Here is a 20,280-nt window from a genome sequence, read left to right on the forward strand (position 1 = left end):
GCCGATACGTACTCTGCAACTCTCATTATAGTAACCCCGGCCTGAAGAAACGATCTGGCTAATTACCTGCGGATACCCCTCTTATTCTGCCCATTAAATTTTTTTCTGCGGCGTAAACTTTTTATCTCTGCGGCCGATATGTGTTTTGCACCTATCTCATTCTTAAGGATCTCTCATGGCAAGTGTAAGCTCGCTCGGAGTCGGTACCAGCCTTGATCTGGATACCCTTTACACCAGTTTAGAAACCGCTGAGAAGACAAAACTGACCGCGATTACTAAACAACAGACGACCTATAATTCCCAGCTCAGCTCTTATAGCAAGCTGCAGAGTTCTATGGCCGCGCTGCAAACGGCGGCGGCGGCGCTGACCAAGACGTCTGCTTTCAGCGCGACGGCCGTAACCAGCACCAATACTTCCTTTACCGCTACTACCGACGCAACGGCCTCAACCGGCGATTACAGCGTTGACGTTGATCAAATAGCGAAAGCGCAGACGCTGATGTCCGGCTCGTTTAGCAGCAACAGCACGGCGCTGGGCGGCACCACCAGCGGCAACAGCCGTACGCTGACCATCGCCCAGGGCGGCAGCACTACGCCGCTGACGATTACGCTGACCGACAGCCAGACGTCGCTGTCCGGCATTGCCGACGCCATTAACAAAAGCGCCGGCAACGTCAGCGCCAGCATTATTAAAGCCAGCAGCGGCGATTACCGTCTGATGCTCAGCTCGAAGACTACCGGCACCGACAGTGATATGACCGTCAGCGTGACCGGCGACGATACGCTGCAAAGCGCGATTGGCTATAGCGCCAGCGCGACCGGCACGCAAAATATGTCGGTGCAGACCGCCTCTCAAAACGCCAAACTCAACATTAACGGCGTGGCGATTGAGCGCAGCAGCAACAATATTACCGATGCGTTAACCGGCGTTACGCTGAACCTGAACGCTGCCAGCACCGACGCCTCCGGCGAGAAGCTGACGGTTTCACGCTCTATTGATGACAGCAAAAAAACCATCAATGCTTTTGTTACGGCCTATAACTCGCTGAAGTCGACTATTGCTTCGGTTACCAAGTATACCGCCGTTTCAGCTGGCGAAACGCAGGCAAGCAGCAACGGCGCGCTGCTGGGCGACAGTACGGTTCGTGCGGTAGAAAACAGCATGAACTCGATCCTGACCACCGTGCAGGGCGGTTCCTACTCGATTCTGGCGCAGCTGGGCATCACTATCGATCCGGCCGTGCAGAGCGACGGTTCTACCGGCGCACTGACCGTAGACGACACCAAGCTGACCGCCGCGCTGACCAATAACCCGCAGGCTGTCAGCCAGTTCTTTATCGGCGACGGCAGCACCACTGGTTTCGCGACCAAGCTGAACAGCACCTTAACCGCGATGCTGAGCACCACGGTCGGTAAAGAAGGCATCATCAAGAACGCAGAGGATGGCATCAATACCACGCTGAAAACGCTGAGCAATCGCTATGATCAAATGAGCGATTCGATTGACGCGACGATGGCCCGGTACAAGACGCAGTTTACGAACCTGAGTACGCTCGTAAACTCCCTGACCAACACGTCGACCTACCTGACGTCGCAGTTCACTTCAACTTCATCCAGCTAATTAAGCCGGGGACGATATGTATAAAGATTCAGGAGCACAGCTCTACCGCAAAGTAGGTTTGGAAAGCAGCGTGCTGGGCGCCAGCCAGCAGCAGCTGACCACGCTGTTGTTCGACGGGGCGCTTAGCGCCCTGGTTCGCGCACGGTTGTTTATGCTGGATGGCCAGATTGAAGGCAAAGGCAACGCCATCTCCAAAGCCATCAACATTATTGAAAATGGGTTAAAAGTGGGCCTGGTGGATGAAAGCGGCGACGAGCTGGCTGCCAATCTGCTCGCGCTCTATGACTACATGATAAGACGCCTTCTCCAGGGTAATTTGCAGAATGATGTCGCTGCCGTTCAGGAAGTAGAAGATCTGCTGCGCAACATTGCCGATGCCTGGAAAGAAGTCACTGTTAATACTGTTCTTCAGGACGCCGTTTAATGAATATTGCACCGCATCTGCTCTCGATTTACCAACAGCTTTTAGTGCTCAGCCAGTCAATGTTGCGTCTGGCAACAGAAGGCGAGTGGGATAAATTGATCGAAATGGAAGTCGATTATGTCAGTGCGGTGGGAAAACTGGCGGAGTGTACGCAGCAAACACCCGTCTCGGCTCAGACTCAGGACCAGTTACGTCCTGTACTGCGCCATATCCTTGCCAACGAAGCGGAAGTGAAAAACCTGCTGCAGGCGCGCAAGGCAGAGCTGGCGCAGCTGATTAGCCAGACCAGCCGTCAGAAAACCGTCAATAAAGCCTATGGCGGCATGGCGGGCGTGATCCTGTTCCCGCAAAACGCCCAGGGCGTTTAATTCCACTCGGGCAATCGTCCCGAATGAAGCCAGTAAGCGCAGCGGAAAATATTTCTGCGCTTACCGCGCTTTTCCCGCCGCCTCTTCCATACTTCAGTTTCCCGCTGATGACTATTGGAGCAATGGCATGCGTAACCCCACATTATTACAGTTCTTTCACTGGTATTACCCCGAAGGAAGCAGGCTGTGGCCAGAAGTGGCTGAACGCGCCGAATGGCTGGCGCAGGCGGGGATCACCGATGTCTGGCTGCCACCAGCCTATAAAAGCTCCGAAGGCGCAACAGGCGTAGGCTACGCCACTTACGATCTTTTTGACCTTGGGGAATTTGAACAGAAAGGCAGCCGCGCCACCAAATATGGCGATAAAGAGCAGCTGATCGCGGCGGCAAACGCGCTGAGAGAGCATGAGGTCGGCGTCATTATGGACGTGGTCTTCAACCATAAAATGGGCGCGGACGAAAAAGAGAAGGTGCAGGTCAATCGCGTTAACCCTGAAAACCGGGAAGAGATCGATGACGAAGTGATTGAGGCGGAAGCCTGGACCCGTTTTACGTTTCCGGGCCGTGGCGGCCAGTACTCAAAATTTACCTGGGATTATAAATGCTTTAACGGCGTGGACTGCATTGATAACCCGGAGGAGTACGGCGTCTTTAAGATCATCAATGCCTATACCGGCGACGGCTGGAACGAACAGGTTGACGACGAGCTGGGCAATTTTGATTATCTTATGGGCGCCAATATCGATTTCCGCAATCGCGCGGTTACCGAAGAACTGAAGTTCTGGGCGCGCTGGATGATGCAGCAGCTGCCCTGCACCGGCTTTCGTCTGGATGCCGTCAAGCACATTCCCGCCTGGTTCTATAAGCAGTGGATCGATCATATTCAGGAAGTGGCAGAGCAGCCGATGTTTATCGTGGCGGAATACTGGTCGCACGAGGTCGAGAAGCTGCAAAACTATATTCATCAGGTCGAAGGCAAAACCATGCTGTTCGACGCGCCGCTCCAGATGAGATTCCACAATGCCTCCCGCGAGGGCGCCAACTTCGACCTCAGCCAGATTTTCAGCGGGACGCTGGTCGAACACGATCACTGGCATGCTGTAACTATTGTCGCTAACCATGATACCCAGCCGCTCCAGTCGCTGGAGGCGCCGGTAGAGCCCTGGTTTAAACCGCTGGCCTATGCGCTGATCCTGCTGCGCGAACAGGGCGTACCCTGCGTCTTCTATCCTGACCTGTTTGGTACCAGCTACAAAGACACGGGCGGCGATGGCGAAGAGTATCAGATTGATATGCCGGCAATCCCGGAGCTGCCTGCATTGCTGCGCGCGCGCCAGGAACATGCGCACGGCATCCAGACCGAATGGTTCGATCATCCGAACTGTGTGGCTTTCGCGCGCAGCGGCACGGATGAACACGCGGGCTGCGTGGTGATTATGTCAAACGGCGAACAGGGCGAGAAAACGCTGCCGCTGGGCATGGATTTTGCCGGTAAAACATGGCACGACTACCTGGGCCATCGTGAAGAACAGGTGACCTCGGACGAAGAAGGCAACGCGACCTTCTTCTGCAATGCGGGCAGCGTCAGCGTTTGGGTGCTGGATATTTAAAAAAATGCGCGCGCGGCGGGCCGCGCGCGGCTTGTACAGGATCAGGATTTACCGTTTTTCATCATCACTTTATGATGCGACCGGCCGTTGCTATGTGCTTTGGCGACTTTTTGCGCCTGCGCCTGCTCTGTAGCCTGTTTTAACGCTTCCTGACACTCGGCGGTTGGCTGCTGCACCTTCTGCATCACCAGCTTGTCGTAGTGCAGCGCCTGTCCTTCCAGCACCAGCGGCATGACGCGCACTTCATTATTTACATTCACCCAGTCGCCGGAGAACAGGGTAATCTTGCCCGGCTTGGCGATAACGCGCTGCCACTGGCGACAGTCCAGCGTATCGCCTTCGGCGGTAACGATCAGGCTGGCTTTTGCCTCTTTGCTGACCAGCCCCTTCTGCGGCCCCATCGTCTGCCAGTTACCGACCAGGTTTGCAGGCGGCGGCGTTTTAATCGCGCTCTGGTAATTAGGTATTTGCGCACAGCCAGTCATCGCGACGGCAGCGGCCGCTAAAATCCACTTTTTCATGTTCAGTTCCTGATTCTTCAGCCAGGCGCTACGTTATAATTTTTTACCCGTACAATTCAAGCTGTCTCGCCCTGCCCTACGCGCTTTTCAACAGCAGATGCTGAAAAGACGCCGGACGTGTAAACTGGCGCATCATTTTTTTGCCGGACCCCGCTATGAAAACCATTGAAGAGTATTACGCCGCCGCCACCGCGCTTTTTCTGGAAGCGCACCCGGAAATCAAAGCCGGTATCGCCGCGCTGAGCCAGCAGGACGCAGAGACGCTCGGCATGTCGTTACCGGCCTTACAGCGTATGCAAACCGATCGCGCCTATGCTGCGTTTACGCGTGAAAAAAAGCTGGATGGCATGTTGTTCGCCATCCAGCTGGCCGAGCCGGATAAAGCCGTAGCGGCTCAGGCTATCGAAGCCTACCTGCGCCAGCACGCCGAAGCGCTCGGCATGAGCTGGGAAGAATTCTGCATCAAAAACGAGCTGTAGCCGTTTATCCTGCTTTTTTCCGGCGTAATCCCTCTGTTGCGCCGGATAAACGCAACTTCAGGACCGACCCCGGTGAGAATGCTCTCAAACAGAAAAGCGCAGTGAATAATAATGCGTAAAGCGCACTTTTTTACGGTATATATAGCCTTAACGCCTGTATCTCGTGATAGATCGCGACAGGATGATTAATTTTTCAGGAGATTGAAAACAGCAAATTATAAGGATATTCTTTACGCGCTTTTCCGCCTGGATAAATAAGCCTGACTTTATTGCCTTGTCGCGACCAGGGGCATTATCTGCTTTACCTGTTTGAATCATAAGAAATTATTAAGAATACTAAAGTCAGAAAACCAACTGTGATAGCTGGAAGTATAAGCGCAGGCCACGTTTGCGGCATTGCCTTAAATAAAATTTGAGCCACCGAAATGCCATTAAGTAAATATAAAATCAACCTGGTTATTCTGCTATTTTTTATCACTCTTTGTATGGCAATGCTGGGGCTTTACTGCCGCACTAACGCCGCGCTTTCTCTTTTCTGGCCCTGCAACGCGATGCTGCTGGGTCTGCTGGTCCGTTTTCCCCAGCTTAGCTCGGCCCTGACTTTTCCGGCTATTTACGTTGGGCTGGTGACTGCGGATATCGCTTTTGGCACGCATGTCGCTGCCTCAATGGGCATGGACGCGGCCAACCTCTCTTTTATCGTCACCGGCCTTGGCGTCCTGCTAACCGGCAGCACTACGTCACGCCGCCTGCAGGCGCTGAACCGCGTTTTTCCGGCTTCTGTCGTGGGCGCAGCGGTATGCGCGGTTATCGGCTCGGTCGCCAGCCAGCACTATTTTCATGACGATTTGGTGCAGGGCTGGATTTCCTGGTTTTGCGAGCAGGTATCCACTTCTATTCTGCTGTTGCCGGTCATGATTACCTTGCCCCGCAGCGATGAAATCAACGAGCTGCTGAGGGAGTGCCGTCAGGTTTCGCCGCTGCCGCTGATTTCGCTGGGCGTATCCATCGCCGCCGGCATTAGCGTGGGCGGCGGCGGCAGCCTGATTTTTCCCCTCCCGGCGCTGATGTGGTGCGCGGTCAGCTATCCGCTTTTTATCACCTGTCTGCTGACGCTTATCACGGGCATCACTGAAATTATCCTGGTCGCCAGCAACGTATTAACGATTCAGGGCAGAGACGATTTCTTTCTGATCGATAGTCTTGCTTCGGCGCGGCTGGGCGTAGCGGCGATGACGGTCAGTCCGCTGATCGTCGCCCTTAGCGCTACCGCCAATAAAAAGCTGGTGGCGCGCATTACCCGACGGGCCGATTACGATCTGCTTACCGGCGCGCTGACCCGCAGCGGTCTGGCCGCCAGGCTCGACGCTTTGATGGCGCGCAGGGATCATAACTTTAACGGCGCGGCTTTTGTGGTGGATATCGATCGCTTTAAAAATATCAACGACACTTTTGGACATGCGGCGGGAGATTATGTGCTGGCGCAAACCGTCGAGCGTATTCGTCAGACGCTACAGCAAACGGCGATTATCAGTCGGATGGGGGGTGAGGAGTTTTTAATTTTAATTGAGGATATTTCGCTGCCTCGCGCTTTTCTGCTCGCCAACCGGCTGCGGCAGAGCATTGAGCAGCATACGATCATTCTTAACGACGACGATTTAAGCGTGACGATCAGCATCGGTATCAGCTCGCTGGAGCGGGTTGATGCTAAAACGCTGGATGAAGCGATTAAGAGCGCGGATAAACAGCTCTATCTGGCCAAAAGCAGCGGCCGCAATCGGGTCTGTCCGGAAGTTGTGCTGTAAAAAAAAAGGCCGCCATCACTGGCGGCCAAAGCCTTAACGGCTAATAGTAAGCAATTTTACGGTCTGTACCGTTAATATTGACCGTGACATAGCCTGCTACTGTCGTGGTCGAAGGTGCTGTAGCGGTAGCGGTAGCTATCGTCAGCACGCCTTTTTCATTGGCGCCAATCCCTGCCAGTCCGTTGTGCAGGCTCATCCTGGCGTTAACCACCGTTGTCCCTACGACGCTGGCATCGGCTTCTGCCAGACTGGGTCGGTAGTAACAGCACTCGCCGGAATCAAAGCGGCTTGGGCCCGTCGCCCGCAGGCTGAACGAGGTATCGCCGCTGTTGGCTTTCACCTTGATAAAGACTTCCGCAACGGTCATCCCAACACGGTTGATTTTGGCCTCCAGCACGGACGGCAAGCCTTTGTGCTGCATATCGCCATAAATACCGTTCCAGCAGCGCGAAATATTCAGCCAGGTCATACAGGAGTTGGTTGAGGTGATCGGATTGCCCAGCGTTTTATCCAACGCTTCCGTACTTAGCTTGCCGATAATCTCAAAAACCCATTGCAGGTTATCTTTCGGGAAGTTAATTAATCCCAGATTGAACCACTTATCGGTGCTGGTATTGTTCGTCACCCGATAGCCGGAGTACCAGCCGGGACGAATCGAACCGTTGAGCGAGATACCGTAGTTTTCATCGCGGCGCCAGCCGTACTCAAAGGCGGACAGCCAGCGGCTTTTATCATCAAAGGTCAGGTCCAGCGCGCTGCCGCTTTGCAGGTTAAGCTGACGCATCTGCACGCGGCTGTTGGTCATATTCAGCTTGTTGGCGCAATCCTCCACGCTCAGCGCATCGACAATCCACTGCCCGTCACTTAAGTTGCCGGGGAAGCGGGTATGTTCGATCCAGACGTTGTTGATCAACCCCTGGGTCACGCGCGGCATCCACAGCGTCGCTTCGCCATAGCCGTACTGGAAGTTCGCATTCGTCAGCTCAATTGCCGTTGAGTGATCCCACGAACCCGCCGCCGTGCCGGAATAGTTGACGTCAAAAATCCGGCCGTAGGTGGTGGTGGTATAAACCTGGTTAAACTTGGTATCCAACGTATCCAGCAGCTTGATAACCGTACCGCCGCAGTACTGCGCGCGGAAACCGTCAATCAGTACGGATTCGCCCGCCACGATGGTATTTTCAAAGAACGGCTGCGTGTTGGAACACATCGCCGCCGTAATCGCCCCCGTATTGGTTTTAACATCAGCCGCTGTCTGACCATCCCAGCAGATACCTTCAATGGTGACACGCCGCGATTTAACCTTGAATACCGGCGATGATGACTTATCGGAAATAATGGTGGTACGGGGGATGGCGCCGTGCGGGTTATGATCCCCGTAGAGATAGAAGAACGCCGTCTCACTTGCTGAAATATCAATGGGCTTAACCAGAAATTTACCCGCCGGGAAGCGCACGGCGATATCACGCATACTGGTGTTATACGTCTGTGCCCAGTTCAGCATGTTTTTAACCGGCGTAGTATCGTCGTTAGCGCCATCACCGCGTGCGCCGAAATGGAACAGGTTTACCTCATCCGGATCGTCCACCACGCGGCGCCAGTAGAAGCCGTTTCCGACCGCAATGGTACCGCCATTATCTGCCGGCAAAGAAGTGGTAACGTAGCCCACGAAATTACCGCCGCCCCGATAGTAGTTGTCGTTATTATAATAACGACGCAGGATAGCCAGCTCGCCGGTTTTGGATGGCGCAGTTGTTTTCAGTTCAGCAAAAGAGTTAACTTCAATCATAATAACCTCCGCGACAATAAGCAGGTGCAAATTGCCTGTAGTGAATAAAAGAATAGTTAAACAGATTTAGCCTTTATTATTTCCCGCCTGCTCCTTCCCCTGGAGGGCGATTAGTGTCCTTTTTATTTGTGCAGAGTTTATTCCACATATCATTGTGCACATTTATTTCCTTCACTGTCCTGATGTCCATGAGTTTCCAGTCTTCCCCGTATGTTTTAATAGGTGAGAAAAACGTACAGGATGAATCCACAATTAGCCTAGGGCTGTTTGTCGTTGTATTGCGACTCGCGCAGCTTGCGACGAGCGTCGTCGTCATTAAGAGCATTATTAGCGGCCTGAACATTTTTGGCTTCCTCGCTATTTTTTGCCTGCTTTTCAGCAACGGCGGAAATTTGCGCGCTTTCAACCTTTGCGGCCTGAACGTCCGCTTTCGCTTTCTCCTGCACCTTGCCGGTTTTTTTACCGCCGAACCAGCTGGCCACGACTGCCGCGATTACTACGCCGATCCCGGCAAGGACATGCCAGCTCCCGTTAAATAAGGCGAGGAAACTTGTCATGATTTCTCTCCCGGTTTAGGCTGCGTTTCCGGTGCCACAGGGGCTGAAGCAGGTGCTGCCGCCGTATGCGAACCGCCTGGCCTGCCGGCTACGGCAGTTTGATCCGACGTTACTACCGAAACTTCAGGCGCTACGGGCGTTGATACCGGTGCTACGGGCGTTGCGTCAGAGTCCGCAGGTGCCGGGTCAGATGGCGTCGTTGCGTCAGGTGCCGTCGTTTCCGGCGTGACCGGCCTGCCGGGTACCGCGGTTTGCTCCGACGTCACGACTGACACCTCAGGCGCCACGGGCGTTGATACCGGCGCTGCAGGCGTTGAGTCAGATTCCGCAGGCGCTGCGTCAGGCGGCGTCGTTGTGTCAGATTCCGCAGGTGCTGCGTCAGGCGTCGTTGTCGTTTCCGGCGTAACCGGTCTGCCGGGCACCGGAGTTTGCTCCGATGTCACGACTGAAACCTCAGGTGCCACGGGCGTTGATATCGGCGCGGCGGGCGCTGAATCAGAGTCCGCAGGCGCTGCGTCAGGCGGCGTCGTTGCGTCAGGCGTCGTTGTCGTTTCCGGCGTAACCGGCCTGCCGGGCACCGGGGTTTGCTCCGATGTCACGACTGAAACCTCAGGTGCCACGGGCGTTGATACCGGCGCTGCGGGCGTTGAATCAGATTCCGCAGGTGCTGCGTCAGGCGGCGTCGTTGCGTCAGATTCCGCAGGCGCTGCGTCAGGCGTCGTTGTGTCAGGCTGCGTCGTCGTTTCCGGCGTAACCGGTCTGCCGGGCACCGGAGTTTGCTCCGACGTCACGACCGACACCTCAGGCGCCACGGGCGTTGATACCGGCGCTGCGGGCGTTGAATCAGATTCCGCAGGCGCTGCGTCAGACGGCGTCGTTGCGTCAGGCGGCGTCGTCGTTTCCGGCGTAACCGGCCTGCCGGGCACGGGGGTTTGCTCTGACGTCACGACCGACATCATGGCCGAGGAGGATCCCATCCCCGATGCTGCTGCCATTGGCATTGCTAATATCTCTGGCATCACCGAGCCGGAAGCCATAGCCGGCGCCGTAACCGCGGTTAGCGGGTTAGCGACCGGCACCCGAATTGGCCTTATTTCCGCCGTTGGCCCGGCGGCCAGCTGCCCTTTTTCCGCCGCTAATTTTTTCTGTCGGATAAACTGGGCGATTACCGCCATCGCGACCATAAAAGAGGCCAGGAAGCCCAGAAAATGCTGCGGAATAACCGTTTTTACATCCTCAGGCAGGCCGTTCCACGCGCTGGAAGCGGAATCCGGGAAGGACTGCACCCAGGCGCCGATGGCCGAGCCGGCGGAGGCCAGCCAGACAGACCAGGTTTTGAACAGGAGCTTAGCGTGGGCTACCAGCTGGATGTTGCCGTGTTTACTGCTCCACCAGACGATAAACCCGATCGCCATCACAATAAGAATAAAGAGGATAAATTTCATAACGCCCCCTGCCACGCATCATAAGTTCCGCTGCGCATAGCCTCTGCATGACGCTTCGCTCGGGCAGGCGTCTGTTTTGCCCAGAGGCTGCTCAGCATTCCTTCCGCCGCGCCTGAAAAGTTTTTATTGGAAATCATGACCAGCGTATTTTTAAACGCGGCCAGCCCGTCGATGCCAAGCTGATAAGCCATACTGTAAAGCACATCAGCGCGAGCTTCGTTGCACTCTTTGAGCGCGGCTACTAATACCGGTCTGTTATTCATTTCCTTTATTTTGTCGTTAATTATTTTTTGCATCCATACATCGCCGACCTCACGCGGAACGGTGAATGAATAATATTTCAGCGGCGCCTCTTTGGGGCCAATGAGAATACCGCACCCCACCGTTGGGTAGCCTTCAGTATCGATATATGGCTTCTCTTTATAGCCTTCTTCATAGGCCAAAATTTGAATTATCTTACTCATTTTTCACCCCTTCATCGAATAAGCCGCCGTAGCGGAATGGATAAGGACCTTTCCCCGGTGAAAATGAATTTTATATTTATGCAGGCGGTTTAAATTGCCTTTCTAACACACTAGAACCGAAATTGCGTACGCAACCAATTTTTCTTAAAAAAATTTTCAAGCTATAGGAAAAGATATTTAAAGTTAAAGGAATTTTTTAAAGGAAATAAAATATTTAGGCCCGTAACGAGGCGAAAATTATTTTTCGCACTCCAGCTCTACCTCCAGCGCGCTCAGCACGCCTTCAACAAAGCCCTCGGCGGTTTGCAGCTGTTTACGAATGGTGCCGTCCGCACAGCGACGACGGCGCGCAATAGAGCGCAGTGAGATCCGATAGTGATAGTGCGCCACCAGCAGCGCATGTTCGTCAGGATGATTAATTTTCAGTCTGCTGATGCAGCTATCAAGGATCATGCCGTCGTTATCACTACAGGTAGGACGATCGGAAGGCGCGGCGGTAATCAATCCGCGGAATCCGGCGGCGATGTGTGAATAGCTGACGCCGCTCTGTTCCGTCGCCGCCCAGCCTCCCCATTTTTCCAGCAAGCGTTTCATGTCTCGCATCTTGACCCCCTCAGAGTGAGTAAAGCAGAAGAAAAAATGAAGTTTCCCACACTTTCTCTTAACACCTGCTAATTTCAAAACGGTACTGTTTTTTTGCGTGCGGCGCTGCCGCTTCGCTTGTTTTCCCTGGGTCAAATGGGTTGCCAGCGGTTAGGCTGGACGGCCTGATTGTCAAAGAGCGGGCGTGCTGAAACTGATAGCCTGAAGGAAGAACTTTTATCCGCTTAAGTATCAACACACCTTAATTAATAGCATAGGTTATTAAACCTGCCAATAGCAAAGCGTGTTTGACGAAAAATACGCGTCGCTATAAATTCTGGTATATGAAACCGAATACACTCGCCTACCGACTGAACATGGCTATGACCATGATGGGGATCACCCAGGGTGCTTTAGCTAAAGCATCGGGCGTATCACAACCTACGATCTGGCGTCTGACCAAGGGAGAGGCCGAAGGGTCGCGCAAACTGGTCGATATTGCCAGAGCGCTGGATGTTAATGTGCAATGGCTGGCCAGCGGCGAAGGAGAGATGCGCGGCAACGCTGGGCTGAGCGCTATTGATAAAGTAAAAAGTGGATCGACGATTCCGGTCTGGGGACCGGAAGGGAAAACAGGGGAAATAGTCTCTTCGCCCAATGGAGTAAAGGCGAAGAAGACCTGGCGCGCCTACATTCTTGACAGGAACAGTGGCTGCGCGGAAGCCACTACCGGCAGCATCGTTATTGTCGATACCGACGTACCACCCGAATCTGGAGATTTGGTCATGGCCAGGGTGAGTTCACGCATCTCGGTTTATCGCTATCTGGAAGGCCCCTCCAATGGTTTTTTAACCGTGGACGATCCCCGATTGCCCGCCGTAGAACTCTCCGATGAGTCAGAACTGATTGGCGTAGCGATCTTTCTAATCCGTGATTTAAGGCGATAGTTACTGACATCCTGCCCTGGCAGAATGGTTTCTTTGTAACGCCCCCCAGACACTCTGTGCAGCACAGATATCATCAGCTTATCCTCGCGAAAACCCATCCTCTGTAACAGTTAATCTGCGCAGAGGCTTTGGCGCATTGATTCAACTGAATAGATTAGTAAAGCTTTTAATAACATCGCCAGAATAATACGTAAAAAAAGCGTTAAGAAAATAATTAAGCAAACAAAAACAACAACTTAAGCCAATAACAAAAGTTATACTTGCAATACCTATTGATATTAATAATAACTATGGCTATTGTTTTTTAAGGTGGACAAATTCCCCCCACTTAACATTCCTCATCGCCTTGTTTAAGTCGCTGGGAAATCGACTAATTTGCCCGTAACCGGAGGGTTGTTTATGACCATTATCATCTGGAAAAAGTCCCGTCCTGCCGGCACCAGCAAGAGCCGTTATAAGGCCAGACGTGCCGAGATGCAGAAGGTGTTGGCGCAGGAAGAACAGCTTGCCCGGCGGATAACGCGAACGTTGGCGGGCTGCAGTTTGAGGGTGCTGAAGGCGGTACACAAGTGACACAATTGCCTGCTCCTGTAATTTATACTGGTTTTATATACAGTATTATTTCTTTTACCGGGCAGGCAAGTTTTTTTCATAGCGGCTGGTACGGTTTTAAAGGTCGTTCTCCCCTTCCCACCGTTCCCCCGTACTGTCGCAGGGCGCAACAGTGCAGGTCTGCGCAGTAAAATGCGCGCAGGCCGAAGGAAAATCAGGCCCGATCGGCGTTAGCAGCGTGACAGGCCGGAAAAAACTTTTTTGGGGCGATAGACTAGCTGGCGAAAGCTTTGTAGCTAACCGTCATGGTGGCTTTGCAGAAGATGCAGTTAGCGCCGTGAGGATTTTTAGGCGTGATACTGTGGAGCGAGAAGCGGTACTGACATCCGTGGCATGTCGGACATCTGAATTTGATAGGAGGAATAAGTAGCCTTAGTTTTACGAAATTGAAGCTCCAGCCTAACACTCCCTGCCGTCTCTGTCGAATCTAACACCCGTTCCACATCAATAAATGCGATTATTTATTCCGTCAAACTGCTTCGTTGACGTTGGTGAAGTTCTTAAAGCCGCTTCTGATATGGATACGCCTGCTAAAACGCCATCACAGCGCTGTCACAGCATTTTTATCCATTAACGTCCTGTCACCCTGGTAGCGTGCCGTAACGGTGTCAGTCGCTCGACAGCGGCTCTGAAGCGGGCTGCCGTCATAGCAGCCCGGATCCTGCGGATCCTTGATATATTCACTGCCTTTAAGGCCTTTTGCCGACATTAAGACTAAACTCAAGAGGCATTTACCCCGGTAGACATAATCCGGATAGCGTAGTCGTACCACCCCCTTGTCAAGCCTTACGCCTTTCACACTCAGAAACAGTCAAATCTTGTTTATCAATTCTTTGCGGGGGATTTTACCGTGGTGTTTTTTGCGACCCGTTTCCGGCTACCGTACGTAACCAGAAGCAGGGTAAAAAAAATCAGAGCTGAGCCAATCAACGTTTCCATTAAAAGCCTGCCTTAATGATTTGATGAAGTCCCTATTTTTGCCCGACGCCGCTAAACGCTTTGCCAACATGCTGCATAAATGTCCTGTTCTGCCCTTCTGGTAAGCGCTATCTGACGCCGCTATAACGATTTTTTGCTCCCGTTTTGCGAAGGGTTATGCATTCTTCTGCAAGTCGGCTGTAAGAGATTTTATTTTTTGGAATAAACGTCAGATCTGAAAGAAGTTGTCGGTGACAGCCTTTCGGCAACAGGCTTAGGATACAAAACGAAGTCAGAGAAAAGTCAGGACAGACCGTTACAACGGATGCCAAAAGCAGTATGGCAAGGGAGCGTAACTTATGCGAAGGCAAGTAAAGAAAACAGTCAGCTTGCCGTTCCCGGCGTTAAACCAGCCTCATGACGGCCAGATCAGCGGAGAAGAAAGGATGCTTAACCGAATCAAAAAACTGGAAGAAGATATGTACATCGTCCGGACAGACGTGGCGGTCATCAAGGCCAGCTATGCCACACGGGCAGACGTCAGCGAAGCGAAACAAAGCATTATTTTATGGGTGGTAAGTGCCATTTTTCTGGTGCAGCTTTTACCTGCTTTTATTCACTACTTCAGCCCTTAAGCCGGCAGGCCACGGCATTCGCCCGGCAAAGCTGCTGCTGGCATCCGTAAGCCAGCCAGATGCGCAATGGCGCGATGGCCCTACCCCAGAAACGTTGGCGCCCAGGCCTGCGTATGGCCCTGGCGCGAAATACGGCGGTAATAAGCGGTTTTAAACCAGAAGGCTGGCGGACTATACCTGCATATTCATCACTTCGGAGTAGGCATTGACCAGCTTGTTGCGCACCTGAATGCCCATCTGCATAGAAAGCGATGCCTTCTGCATATCGATCATAACGTCATTCAGGTTCACGCCGGGTTTACCCAACTCAAAATCCTGCGCCTGCGTACGTGCTTCAGTTTGCGTATCGCTGATTTTGTTCAGCGCAACTTTCATCGCGTCTGCGAAATCTGCGTGGCTGACCGCATCGGTCTGCTTACCGCTTGCCTGAATCGCTGCGGTCTGCAGCTGCTGCATTACGCTCTCAATACCCTGAATTGCCATGACTTACCTCGGTTAGAAAAGGGAGAAGATTTTTGCTGTGTGAAAACTTACCACAATGTCAATAAGACAAAGCCCGTAAATAAGAGCAAAAGTCATAGCTTATCCAGCCATCGAATTTTTCATTTCAGAAAATAATGGCACCCCATAAGAGGTGGATTAATTTGTTTAGCCAGCACATCAGGGAGTCAGATTTGTTACGACACTACACGAAACAGTCCGGTCAACTGTCAGGCGGGAAAGAGTCATGAATGCAACTGTCACGCAGGATCAACCAGAGAAGAAAGGTTTGAACGACCTTTTTGCTCGTTTAAAGGCAAATCCTCGCATCCCGATTATCATCGCTGCGGCGGCTGCCGTTGCCATTGTAATCGCCATGGTGCTGTGGGCCAAACAGCCTGAGTACCGTGTGCTTTACAACAACCTCAGCGATGAAGATGGCGGCGCCATCGTCACTCAGCTGACCCAGATGAACATTCCTTATCAGTTCGATGATAAGGGCGGCGCGCTGATGGTGCCCGCTGAGAAAGTGCACGAGCTGCGTCTGCGCCTGGCCCAACAGGGCCTGCCGAAAGGCGGTGCGGTCGGCTTCGAACTGCTGGATCAGGAAAAGTTCGGCATCAGCCAGTTTAGCGAGCAGGTTAACTACCAGCGCGCGCTGGAAGGCGAACTGTCCCGTACTATCGAAACGTTAGGCCCGGTCAAGAACGTACGCGTACATCTTGCCATGCCAAAACCGTCGCTGTTTGTGCGTGAACAGAAAGCGCCAACCGCATCGGTTACCCTGACGCTGCAGCCCGGCCGTGCGCTGGACCAGGGTCAAATCAGCGCCATCGTGCATATGGTATCCAGCAGCGTTGCCGGCCTGCCGCCGGGCAACGTGACCGTGGTCGACCAGGCCGGTCATCTGCTGACGCAGTCCGATAATGCCGACCGCGATCTGAATGACGCGCAGCTGAAATACGCCAGCGATGTGGAAACCCGCTACCAGCAGCGTATCGAAGCGATCCTGAACCCGATTTTGGGTAACGGCAACGTACACGCTCAGGTAACGGCGCAGATTGATTTTAATGCTCGTGAGCAGACCGACGAGAAGTATCAGCCCAACACCGATCCTTCTAAACAGGCGATCCGCTCACGGCAGAGCAGCAACAGCGAGCAGTCCGGCGGTCAGTCCGGCGGCGTGCCCGGCGCACTCTCTAACCAGCCTGCGCCTGCCAACAGCGCGCCGGTGACGACGCCAGCTAATGGCGCAAACGGTGCGAACGGTGCGAACGGTGCAAACAGCACCACGGCGAACAACGCCACGGCAAACCAGAACAGCAGCACGACAAAAACCGGGCCGTTAAGTAGCCGTAATGATGACACCACGAACTACGAAGTAGACCGCACCATCCTGCATACCAAGATGAATGTAGGTGAAGTACAGCGTCTTTCTGTAGCCGTAGTGGTGAACTACAAAACCGACGCGGCCGGCAAGCCGATAGCGCTGACCGATGCGCAGCTGAAGCAGATTGACAACCTGACGCGTGAAGCGATGGGCTATTCAGAGCAGCGCGGCGATACGCTGAACGTGGTGAACTCCCAGTTCAACGATACGCAGGAAATCGGTGGCGACCTGCCATTCTGGCAGCAGCAGTCCTTTATCGACCAGATAATGGAAGCCGGACGCTGGTTGCTGGTACTGATTGTGGCCTGGATCCTTTACCGCAAGCTGGTTCGTCCACAGCTGCAGCGTAAAGCGCTTCAGGAGAAAGCGATGGTGGATGCCGCGACCCAGGCAAGAGCGGGCAGCGATGACGATGCCGTCTCCGTGAAGCTGTCGAAAGACGAGCTTGATCAAGAACGTAAGTCTCAGCACCGCATGAGTGCTGAGGTAATGAGCCAGCGTATTCGTGAGATGTCGGAAAACGACCCACGCGTGGTGGCTCTGGTCATTCGCCAGTGGATGAAGGACGAACTATGAGTCTCACCGGTACCGAAAAAAGCGCCATTCTGATGATGACGATTGGCGAAGACCGCGCGGCCGAGGTGTTCAAACACCTTGGCGCCCGCGAGGTGCAGCACCTGAGCGCCGCGATCTCTAACATGCGTCAGGTTTCTCACAAGCAACTGACCGAAGTACTGCATGAGTTTGAAAACGATGCCGAACAGTTTGCGGCGCTGAGCGTTAACTCTAACGACTACCTGCGCTCCGTACTGACTAAAGCGCTGGGCGAAGAGCGCGCAGCCAGCCTGCTGGAAGATATTCTGGAAACCCGCGAAACCACTACGGGCATGGAAACGCTCAACTTTATGGAGCCACAGGCGGCGGCAGACCTGATCCGCGACGAGCATCCGCAGATCATTGCTACCATTATGGTACACCTGAAGCGTTCGCAGGCGGCCGATATCCTGGCCCAGTTCGACGAGCGTCTGCGTCACGACGTGATGCTGCGTATCGCCACCTTCGGCGGCGTGCAGCCAGCGGCGCTGGCCGAGCTGACCGAGGTACTGAACGGCCTGCTCGATGGTCAGAACCTCAAGCGTGCGAAGATGGGCGGCGTGAGAACCGCAGCGGAAATCATCAACCTGATGAAGACGCAGCAGGAAGAAGCGGTTATCGAAGCGGTACGCGACTTCGACGGCGAACTGGCGCAGAAAATTATCGACGAAATGTTCCTGTTCGAAAACCTGGTGGAGGTCGACGACCGCAGCATCCAGCGTCTGTTGCAGGAAGTGGAATCGGAATCGCTGCTGGTGGCGCTGAAAGGCTCCGAACAGCCGCTGCGCGAGAAGTTCCTGCGCAACATGTCGCAGCGTGCGGCAGATATTCTGCGCGACGACCTGGCGAACCGTGGCCCGATGCGTATGTCGGCAGTGGAAAGCGAACAGAAAGCCATCCTGCTTATCGTTCGTCGTCTGGCGGAAAGCGGCGAGATGGTGATTGGCGGCGGCGAGGAACAGTATGTCTGATAAATCTTCACTTCCCTGGCAGCGCTGGCAGCCCAACGATCTTGGGCAGCCGAATAAGCCGCTGATGGCCTCGTTCGACGAGCCGGAAGCGCCGCTGGCGGATCTGACAGACGATCCGTTCAGCCAGCAGCAGTCTGAGCTGGAGCAGATGCAAAACCAGGCGCGCAGCGAAGCGCAGGGCCAGGGCTATGCCGAAGGGCATCAGCAGGGGTTCAGTGAAGGACAGAAAGCAGGCTATGAAGCCGGCTTTCAGCAGGGGCTGGCCGAGGCGCAGCAGCAGCAGGCGCCGCTTCAGGCCCGTATGCAGCAGCTGGTCTCTGAGTTTTCCCACACGCTGGAAGCGTTGGACAGCGTGATCGCCGCCCGTCTGATGCAGCTGGCGCTGGAGGCCGCTCGCCAGGTGATTGGCCAGGCGCCGCACGTCGACGGCACCGCCCTGCTTCGTCAAATCCAGGGCATGATCCAGCAGGAGCCGATGTTCAGCGGTAAACCCACGCTGCGCGTGCATCCGGATGATTTACAGCGTATTGAGCAGTCGCTGGGCGCCACGCTCAGCCTGCACGGCTGGCGCCTGATGGCGGACAGCACTATCCATCCCGGCGGCTGTAAAGTCAGCGCCGAAGATGGCGACCTTGACGCCAGCATCGCTACCCGCTGGCACGAACTCTGCCGCCTTGCCGCGCCGGGAGAACTGTAATGACCACCTCTCGCCTGTCGCGCTGGCTTGGCGCGCTTGACTCTTTCGAACAGCGTCTGGCCAATGTGCCGGACGTTCGCCGCTATGGTCGCCTGACCCGCGCCACCGGCCTGGTGCTGGAAGCGACCGGCCTGCAGCTGCCGCTGGGCGCGACCTGCGTGATCGAGCGCATGGACGGCAACGGCGTCAGCGAAGTCGAGAGCGAAGTCGTCGGTTTTAACGGCCAGAGGCTGTTTTTGATGCCGCTGGAAGAAGTAGAAGGCATTTTGCCTGGCGCGCGCGTGTATGCCCGCGTGGCCGGCGACAGCCAGCACAGCGGCAAACAGCTGATGCTTGGCCCGGAGCTGCTGGGACGCGTGCTCGACGGCAGCGGTCGGCCGCTGGACGGGCTGCCTTCGCCGGAAACCGGCTATCGCGCGCCCTTGATTACGCCGCCGTTTAACCCGCTGCAGCGTACGCCGATTACCGACGTGCTGGACACCGGCGTGCGGGCCATTAACGCCCTGCTGACCGTGGGTCGCGGCCAGCGTATGGGCCTGTTCGCCGGGTCCGGCGTGGGTAAAAGCGTACTGCTGGGCATGATGGCGCGCTACACCAAAGCCGACGTAATTGTGGTTGGGCTGATTGGCGAGCGTGGCCGTGAAGTAAAAGACTTTATTGAAAATATTCTGGGCGCCGAGGGCCGCGCGCGCTCTGTAGTGATCGCGGCGCCAGCGGATGTTTCTCCGCTGCTGCGTATGCAGGGCGCGGCCTACGCCACGCGCATCGCGGAAGATTTTCGCGATCGCGGCCAGCACGTGCTGTTGATTATGGATTCCCTGACTCGTTACGCCATGGCCCAGCGTGAAATCGCCCTGGCTATCGGTGAGCCGCCTGCCACCAAAGGCTATCCGCCTTCCGTTTTCGCCAAGCTGCCCGCGCTGGTGGAACGTGCCGGTAACGGCATTGACGGCGGCGGCTCCATCACCGCTTTTTATACGGTGCTGACCGAAGGCGATGACCAGCAGGATCCCATTGCGGACTCCGCGCGCGCCATTCTTGACGGTCACATCGTGCTGTCGCGTCGCCTGGCGGAGTCGGGCCACTATCCGGCCATTGATATTGAAGCGTCGATCAGCCGCGTGATGTCGCATCTGATCGACGATACGCACTATGCGCGGGTTCGCCAGTTCAAACAGCTGCTTTCCAGCTATCAGCGCAACCGCGATCTGGTAAGCGTGGGCGCCTATGCCGCCGGCAGCGATCCGACGCTGGATAAAGCGATCAAGCTCTATCCGGAGCTGGAAACCTTCTTACAGCAGGGCATGTTTGAGCGCAGTACGTTTGACGACGCCTGTCTGCATCTGCAGGCAATTTTTGGTTAAGGGCTGAC

At 54.6% G+C, this 20,280-nt stretch carries 20 protein-coding genes; 13 read left to right on the plus strand and 7 right to left on the minus strand.

What is annotated here, in order from left to right; genetic code table 11:
* Positions 1-175: 175 nt before the first annotated feature.
* The 4 genes from fliD to amyA all read left to right on the plus strand — a co-directional run bounded on the left by fliD (position 176) and on the right by amyA (position 4,022).
* The gene (gene fliD, locus ACA373_RS06755; RefSeq protein WP_253460506.1) at positions 176-1,621 is read left to right on the plus strand and encodes a flagellar filament capping protein FliD; all 1,446 of its coding nucleotides are present in this window, start codon (positions 176-178) and stop codon (positions 1,619-1,621) included.
* Positions 1,622-1,637: 16 nt separating this feature from the next.
* Complete coding sequence (fliS, locus tag ACA373_RS06760; protein ID WP_125287994.1) at positions 1,638-2,045, plus strand: flagellar export chaperone FliS; 408 nt, start codon at positions 1,638-1,640, stop codon at positions 2,043-2,045.
* Positions 2,045-2,413 (plus strand): flagella biosynthesis regulatory protein FliT, encoded by a 369-nt coding sequence (gene fliT, locus ACA373_RS06765; protein ID WP_125287995.1) that lies wholly within the window; start codon positions 2,045-2,047, stop codon positions 2,411-2,413. Before fliS ends, fliT begins: the two co-directional genes overlap by 1 nt.
* A 127-nt stretch (positions 2,414-2,540) precedes the next feature.
* Positions 2,541-4,022, plus strand: coding sequence for an alpha-amylase (gene amyA / locus ACA373_RS06770; RefSeq protein ID WP_253460503.1), 1,482 nt, complete (start codon positions 2,541-2,543; stop codon positions 4,020-4,022).
* A 41-nt stretch (positions 4,023-4,063) separates the two neighbouring features.
* Here the strand turns inward: amyA and yedD are convergent, their stop codons facing one another.
* Positions 4,064-4,543, minus strand: coding sequence for a lipoprotein YedD (yedD, locus tag ACA373_RS06775; RefSeq protein WP_253460501.1), 480 nt, complete (start codon positions 4,541-4,543; stop codon positions 4,064-4,066).
* 155 nt (positions 4,544-4,698) lie between these two features.
* Here yedD and ACA373_RS06780 point away from each other — a divergent pair, with 155 nt between their 5' ends.
* Entirely contained in the window at positions 4,699-5,022 is a 324-nt protein-coding gene (locus ACA373_RS06780) for a DUF6388 family protein (RefSeq protein WP_253460498.1), read from the plus strand.
* A 425-nt stretch (positions 5,023-5,447) separates the two neighbouring features.
* Positions 5,448-6,827 carry a sensor domain-containing diguanylate cyclase gene (locus tag ACA373_RS06785; RefSeq protein ID WP_253460495.1) on the plus strand — a complete coding sequence of 460 codons (1,380 nt, stop codon included), beginning with the start codon at positions 5,448-5,450 and terminating at the stop codon, positions 6,825-6,827.
* Positions 6,828-6,867: 40 nt separating this feature from the next.
* On the opposite strand, the gene ACA373_RS06790 is transcribed toward ACA373_RS06785, so the two are convergent.
* From ACA373_RS06790 to ACA373_RS06810, 5 genes are all read right to left on the minus strand, one after another.
* Positions 6,868-8,616, minus strand: coding sequence for an amylovoran biosynthesis protein AmsF (locus ACA373_RS06790; protein ID WP_253460491.1), 1,749 nt, complete (start codon positions 8,614-8,616; stop codon positions 6,868-6,870).
* Positions 8,617-8,873: 257 nt separating this feature from the next.
* Positions 8,874-9,173: a hypothetical protein gene (locus ACA373_RS06795; protein ID WP_253460489.1), complete on the minus strand. Its 300-nt coding sequence runs from the start codon at positions 9,171-9,173 to the stop codon at positions 8,874-8,876.
* Entirely contained in the window at positions 9,170-10,618 is a 1,449-nt protein-coding gene (locus ACA373_RS06800; protein WP_370734247.1) for a hypothetical protein, read from the minus strand. Before ACA373_RS06800 ends, ACA373_RS06795 begins: the two co-directional genes overlap by 4 nt.
* Positions 10,615-11,082, minus strand: a complete 468-nt coding sequence (locus ACA373_RS06805) for a glycoside hydrolase family protein (protein WP_125288002.1) — start codon at positions 11,080-11,082, stop codon at positions 10,615-10,617. The genes ACA373_RS06800 and ACA373_RS06805 overlap by 4 nt, the downstream gene beginning before the upstream one ends.
* A gap of 237 nt (positions 11,083-11,319) precedes the next feature.
* Positions 11,320-11,685, minus strand: coding sequence for an antiterminator Q family protein (locus ACA373_RS06810; protein ID WP_253460486.1), 366 nt, complete (start codon positions 11,683-11,685; stop codon positions 11,320-11,322).
* Between the two features lie 356 nt (positions 11,686-12,041).
* Here ACA373_RS06810 and ACA373_RS06815 point away from each other — a divergent pair, with 356 nt between their 5' ends.
* From ACA373_RS06815 to ACA373_RS06825, 3 genes are all read left to right on the plus strand, one after another.
* Entirely contained in the window at positions 12,042-12,611 is a 570-nt protein-coding gene (locus tag ACA373_RS06815; protein ID WP_369895705.1) for a helix-turn-helix domain-containing protein, read from the plus strand.
* A gap of 399 nt (positions 12,612-13,010) precedes the next feature.
* A complete protein-coding gene (locus tag ACA373_RS06820; RefSeq protein ID WP_253460480.1) occupies positions 13,011-13,184 on the plus strand; it encodes a hypothetical protein in 174 nt (57 codons plus the stop codon).
* A 1,403-nt stretch (positions 13,185-14,587) separates the two neighbouring features.
* Entirely contained in the window at positions 14,588-14,776 is a 189-nt protein-coding gene (locus ACA373_RS06825) for a hypothetical protein (RefSeq protein WP_253460476.1), read from the plus strand.
* Positions 14,777-14,947: 171 nt separating this feature from the next.
* Here the strand turns inward: ACA373_RS06825 and fliE are convergent, their stop codons facing one another.
* Positions 14,948-15,259: a flagellar hook-basal body complex protein FliE gene (fliE, locus tag ACA373_RS06830; protein ID WP_253460474.1), complete on the minus strand. Its 312-nt coding sequence runs from the start codon at positions 15,257-15,259 to the stop codon at positions 14,948-14,950.
* A gap of 244 nt (positions 15,260-15,503) precedes the next feature.
* On the opposite strand from fliE, the gene fliF reads away from it, so the two are divergent.
* The 4 genes from fliF to fliI are packed head-to-tail and all read left to right on the plus strand — an operon-like array spanning position 15,504 to position 20,272.
* A complete protein-coding gene (fliF, locus tag ACA373_RS06835; RefSeq protein WP_253460472.1) occupies positions 15,504-17,222 on the plus strand; it encodes a flagellar basal-body MS-ring/collar protein FliF in 1,719 nt (572 codons plus the stop codon).
* On the plus strand, positions 17,219-18,211 hold the full coding sequence (gene fliG, locus ACA373_RS06840) for a flagellar motor switch protein FliG (RefSeq protein ID WP_253460469.1): 993 nt from the start codon (positions 17,219-17,221) through the stop codon (positions 18,209-18,211). Before fliF ends, fliG begins: the two co-directional genes overlap by 4 nt.
* Positions 18,204-18,908, plus strand: a complete 705-nt coding sequence (gene fliH / locus ACA373_RS06845; protein WP_253460466.1) for a flagellar assembly protein FliH — start codon at positions 18,204-18,206, stop codon at positions 18,906-18,908. Before fliG ends, fliH begins: the two co-directional genes overlap by 8 nt.
* Positions 18,908-20,272 carry a flagellar protein export ATPase FliI gene (fliI, locus tag ACA373_RS06850; RefSeq protein ID WP_125288010.1) on the plus strand — a complete coding sequence of 455 codons (1,365 nt, stop codon included), beginning with the start codon at positions 18,908-18,910 and terminating at the stop codon, positions 20,270-20,272. Before fliH ends, fliI begins: the two co-directional genes overlap by 1 nt.
* Positions 20,273-20,280 lie beyond the last annotated feature (8 nt).

The organism is Erwinia sp. STN24, from assembly GCF_041320675.1.
GTDB lineage: Bacteria > Pseudomonadota > Gammaproteobacteria > Enterobacterales > Enterobacteriaceae > Erwinia > Erwinia aeris.

Coding starts and splice junctions, on each gene's coding strand:
- fliD (WP_253460506.1), top strand. CDS start 176: ATGGCAAGTGTAAGCTCGCTCGGAGTCGGTACCAGCCTTGATCTGGAT.
- fliS (WP_125287994.1), top strand. CDS start 1,638: ATGTATAAAGATTCAGGAGCACAGCTCTACCGCAAAGTAGGTTTGGAA.
- fliT (WP_125287995.1), top strand. CDS start 2,045: ATGAATATTGCACCGCATCTGCTCTCGATTTACCAACAGCTTTTAGTG.
- amyA (WP_253460503.1), top strand. CDS start 2,541: ATGCGTAACCCCACATTATTACAGTTCTTTCACTGGTATTACCCCGAA.
- yedD (WP_253460501.1), bottom strand. CDS start 4,543: ATGAAAAAGTGGATTTTAGCGGCCGCTGCCGTCGCGATGACTGGCTGT.
- ACA373_RS06780 (WP_253460498.1), top strand. CDS start 4,699: ATGAAAACCATTGAAGAGTATTACGCCGCCGCCACCGCGCTTTTTCTG.
- ACA373_RS06785 (WP_253460495.1), top strand. CDS start 5,448: ATGCCATTAAGTAAATATAAAATCAACCTGGTTATTCTGCTATTTTTT.
- ACA373_RS06790 (WP_253460491.1), bottom strand. CDS start 8,616: ATGATTGAAGTTAACTCTTTTGCTGAACTGAAAACAACTGCGCCATCC.
- ACA373_RS06795 (WP_253460489.1), bottom strand. CDS start 9,173: ATGACAAGTTTCCTCGCCTTATTTAACGGGAGCTGGCATGTCCTTGCC.
- ACA373_RS06800 (WP_370734247.1), bottom strand. CDS start 10,618: ATGAAATTTATCCTCTTTATTCTTATTGTGATGGCGATCGGGTTTATC.
- ACA373_RS06805 (WP_125288002.1), bottom strand. CDS start 11,082: ATGAGTAAGATAATTCAAATTTTGGCCTATGAAGAAGGCTATAAAGAG.
- ACA373_RS06810 (WP_253460486.1), bottom strand. CDS start 11,685: ATGCGAGACATGAAACGCTTGCTGGAAAAATGGGGAGGCTGGGCGGCG.
- ACA373_RS06815 (WP_369895705.1), top strand. CDS start 12,042: ATGGCTATGACCATGATGGGGATCACCCAGGGTGCTTTAGCTAAAGCA.
- ACA373_RS06820 (WP_253460480.1), top strand. CDS start 13,011: ATGACCATTATCATCTGGAAAAAGTCCCGTCCTGCCGGCACCAGCAAG.
- ACA373_RS06825 (WP_253460476.1), top strand. CDS start 14,588: ATGCTTAACCGAATCAAAAAACTGGAAGAAGATATGTACATCGTCCGG.
- fliE (WP_253460474.1), bottom strand. CDS start 15,259: ATGGCAATTCAGGGTATTGAGAGCGTAATGCAGCAGCTGCAGACCGCA.
- fliF (WP_253460472.1), top strand. CDS start 15,504: ATGAATGCAACTGTCACGCAGGATCAACCAGAGAAGAAAGGTTTGAAC.
- fliG (WP_253460469.1), top strand. CDS start 17,219: ATGAGTCTCACCGGTACCGAAAAAAGCGCCATTCTGATGATGACGATT.
- fliH (WP_253460466.1), top strand. CDS start 18,204: ATGTCTGATAAATCTTCACTTCCCTGGCAGCGCTGGCAGCCCAACGAT.
- fliI (WP_125288010.1), top strand. CDS start 18,908: ATGACCACCTCTCGCCTGTCGCGCTGGCTTGGCGCGCTTGACTCTTTC.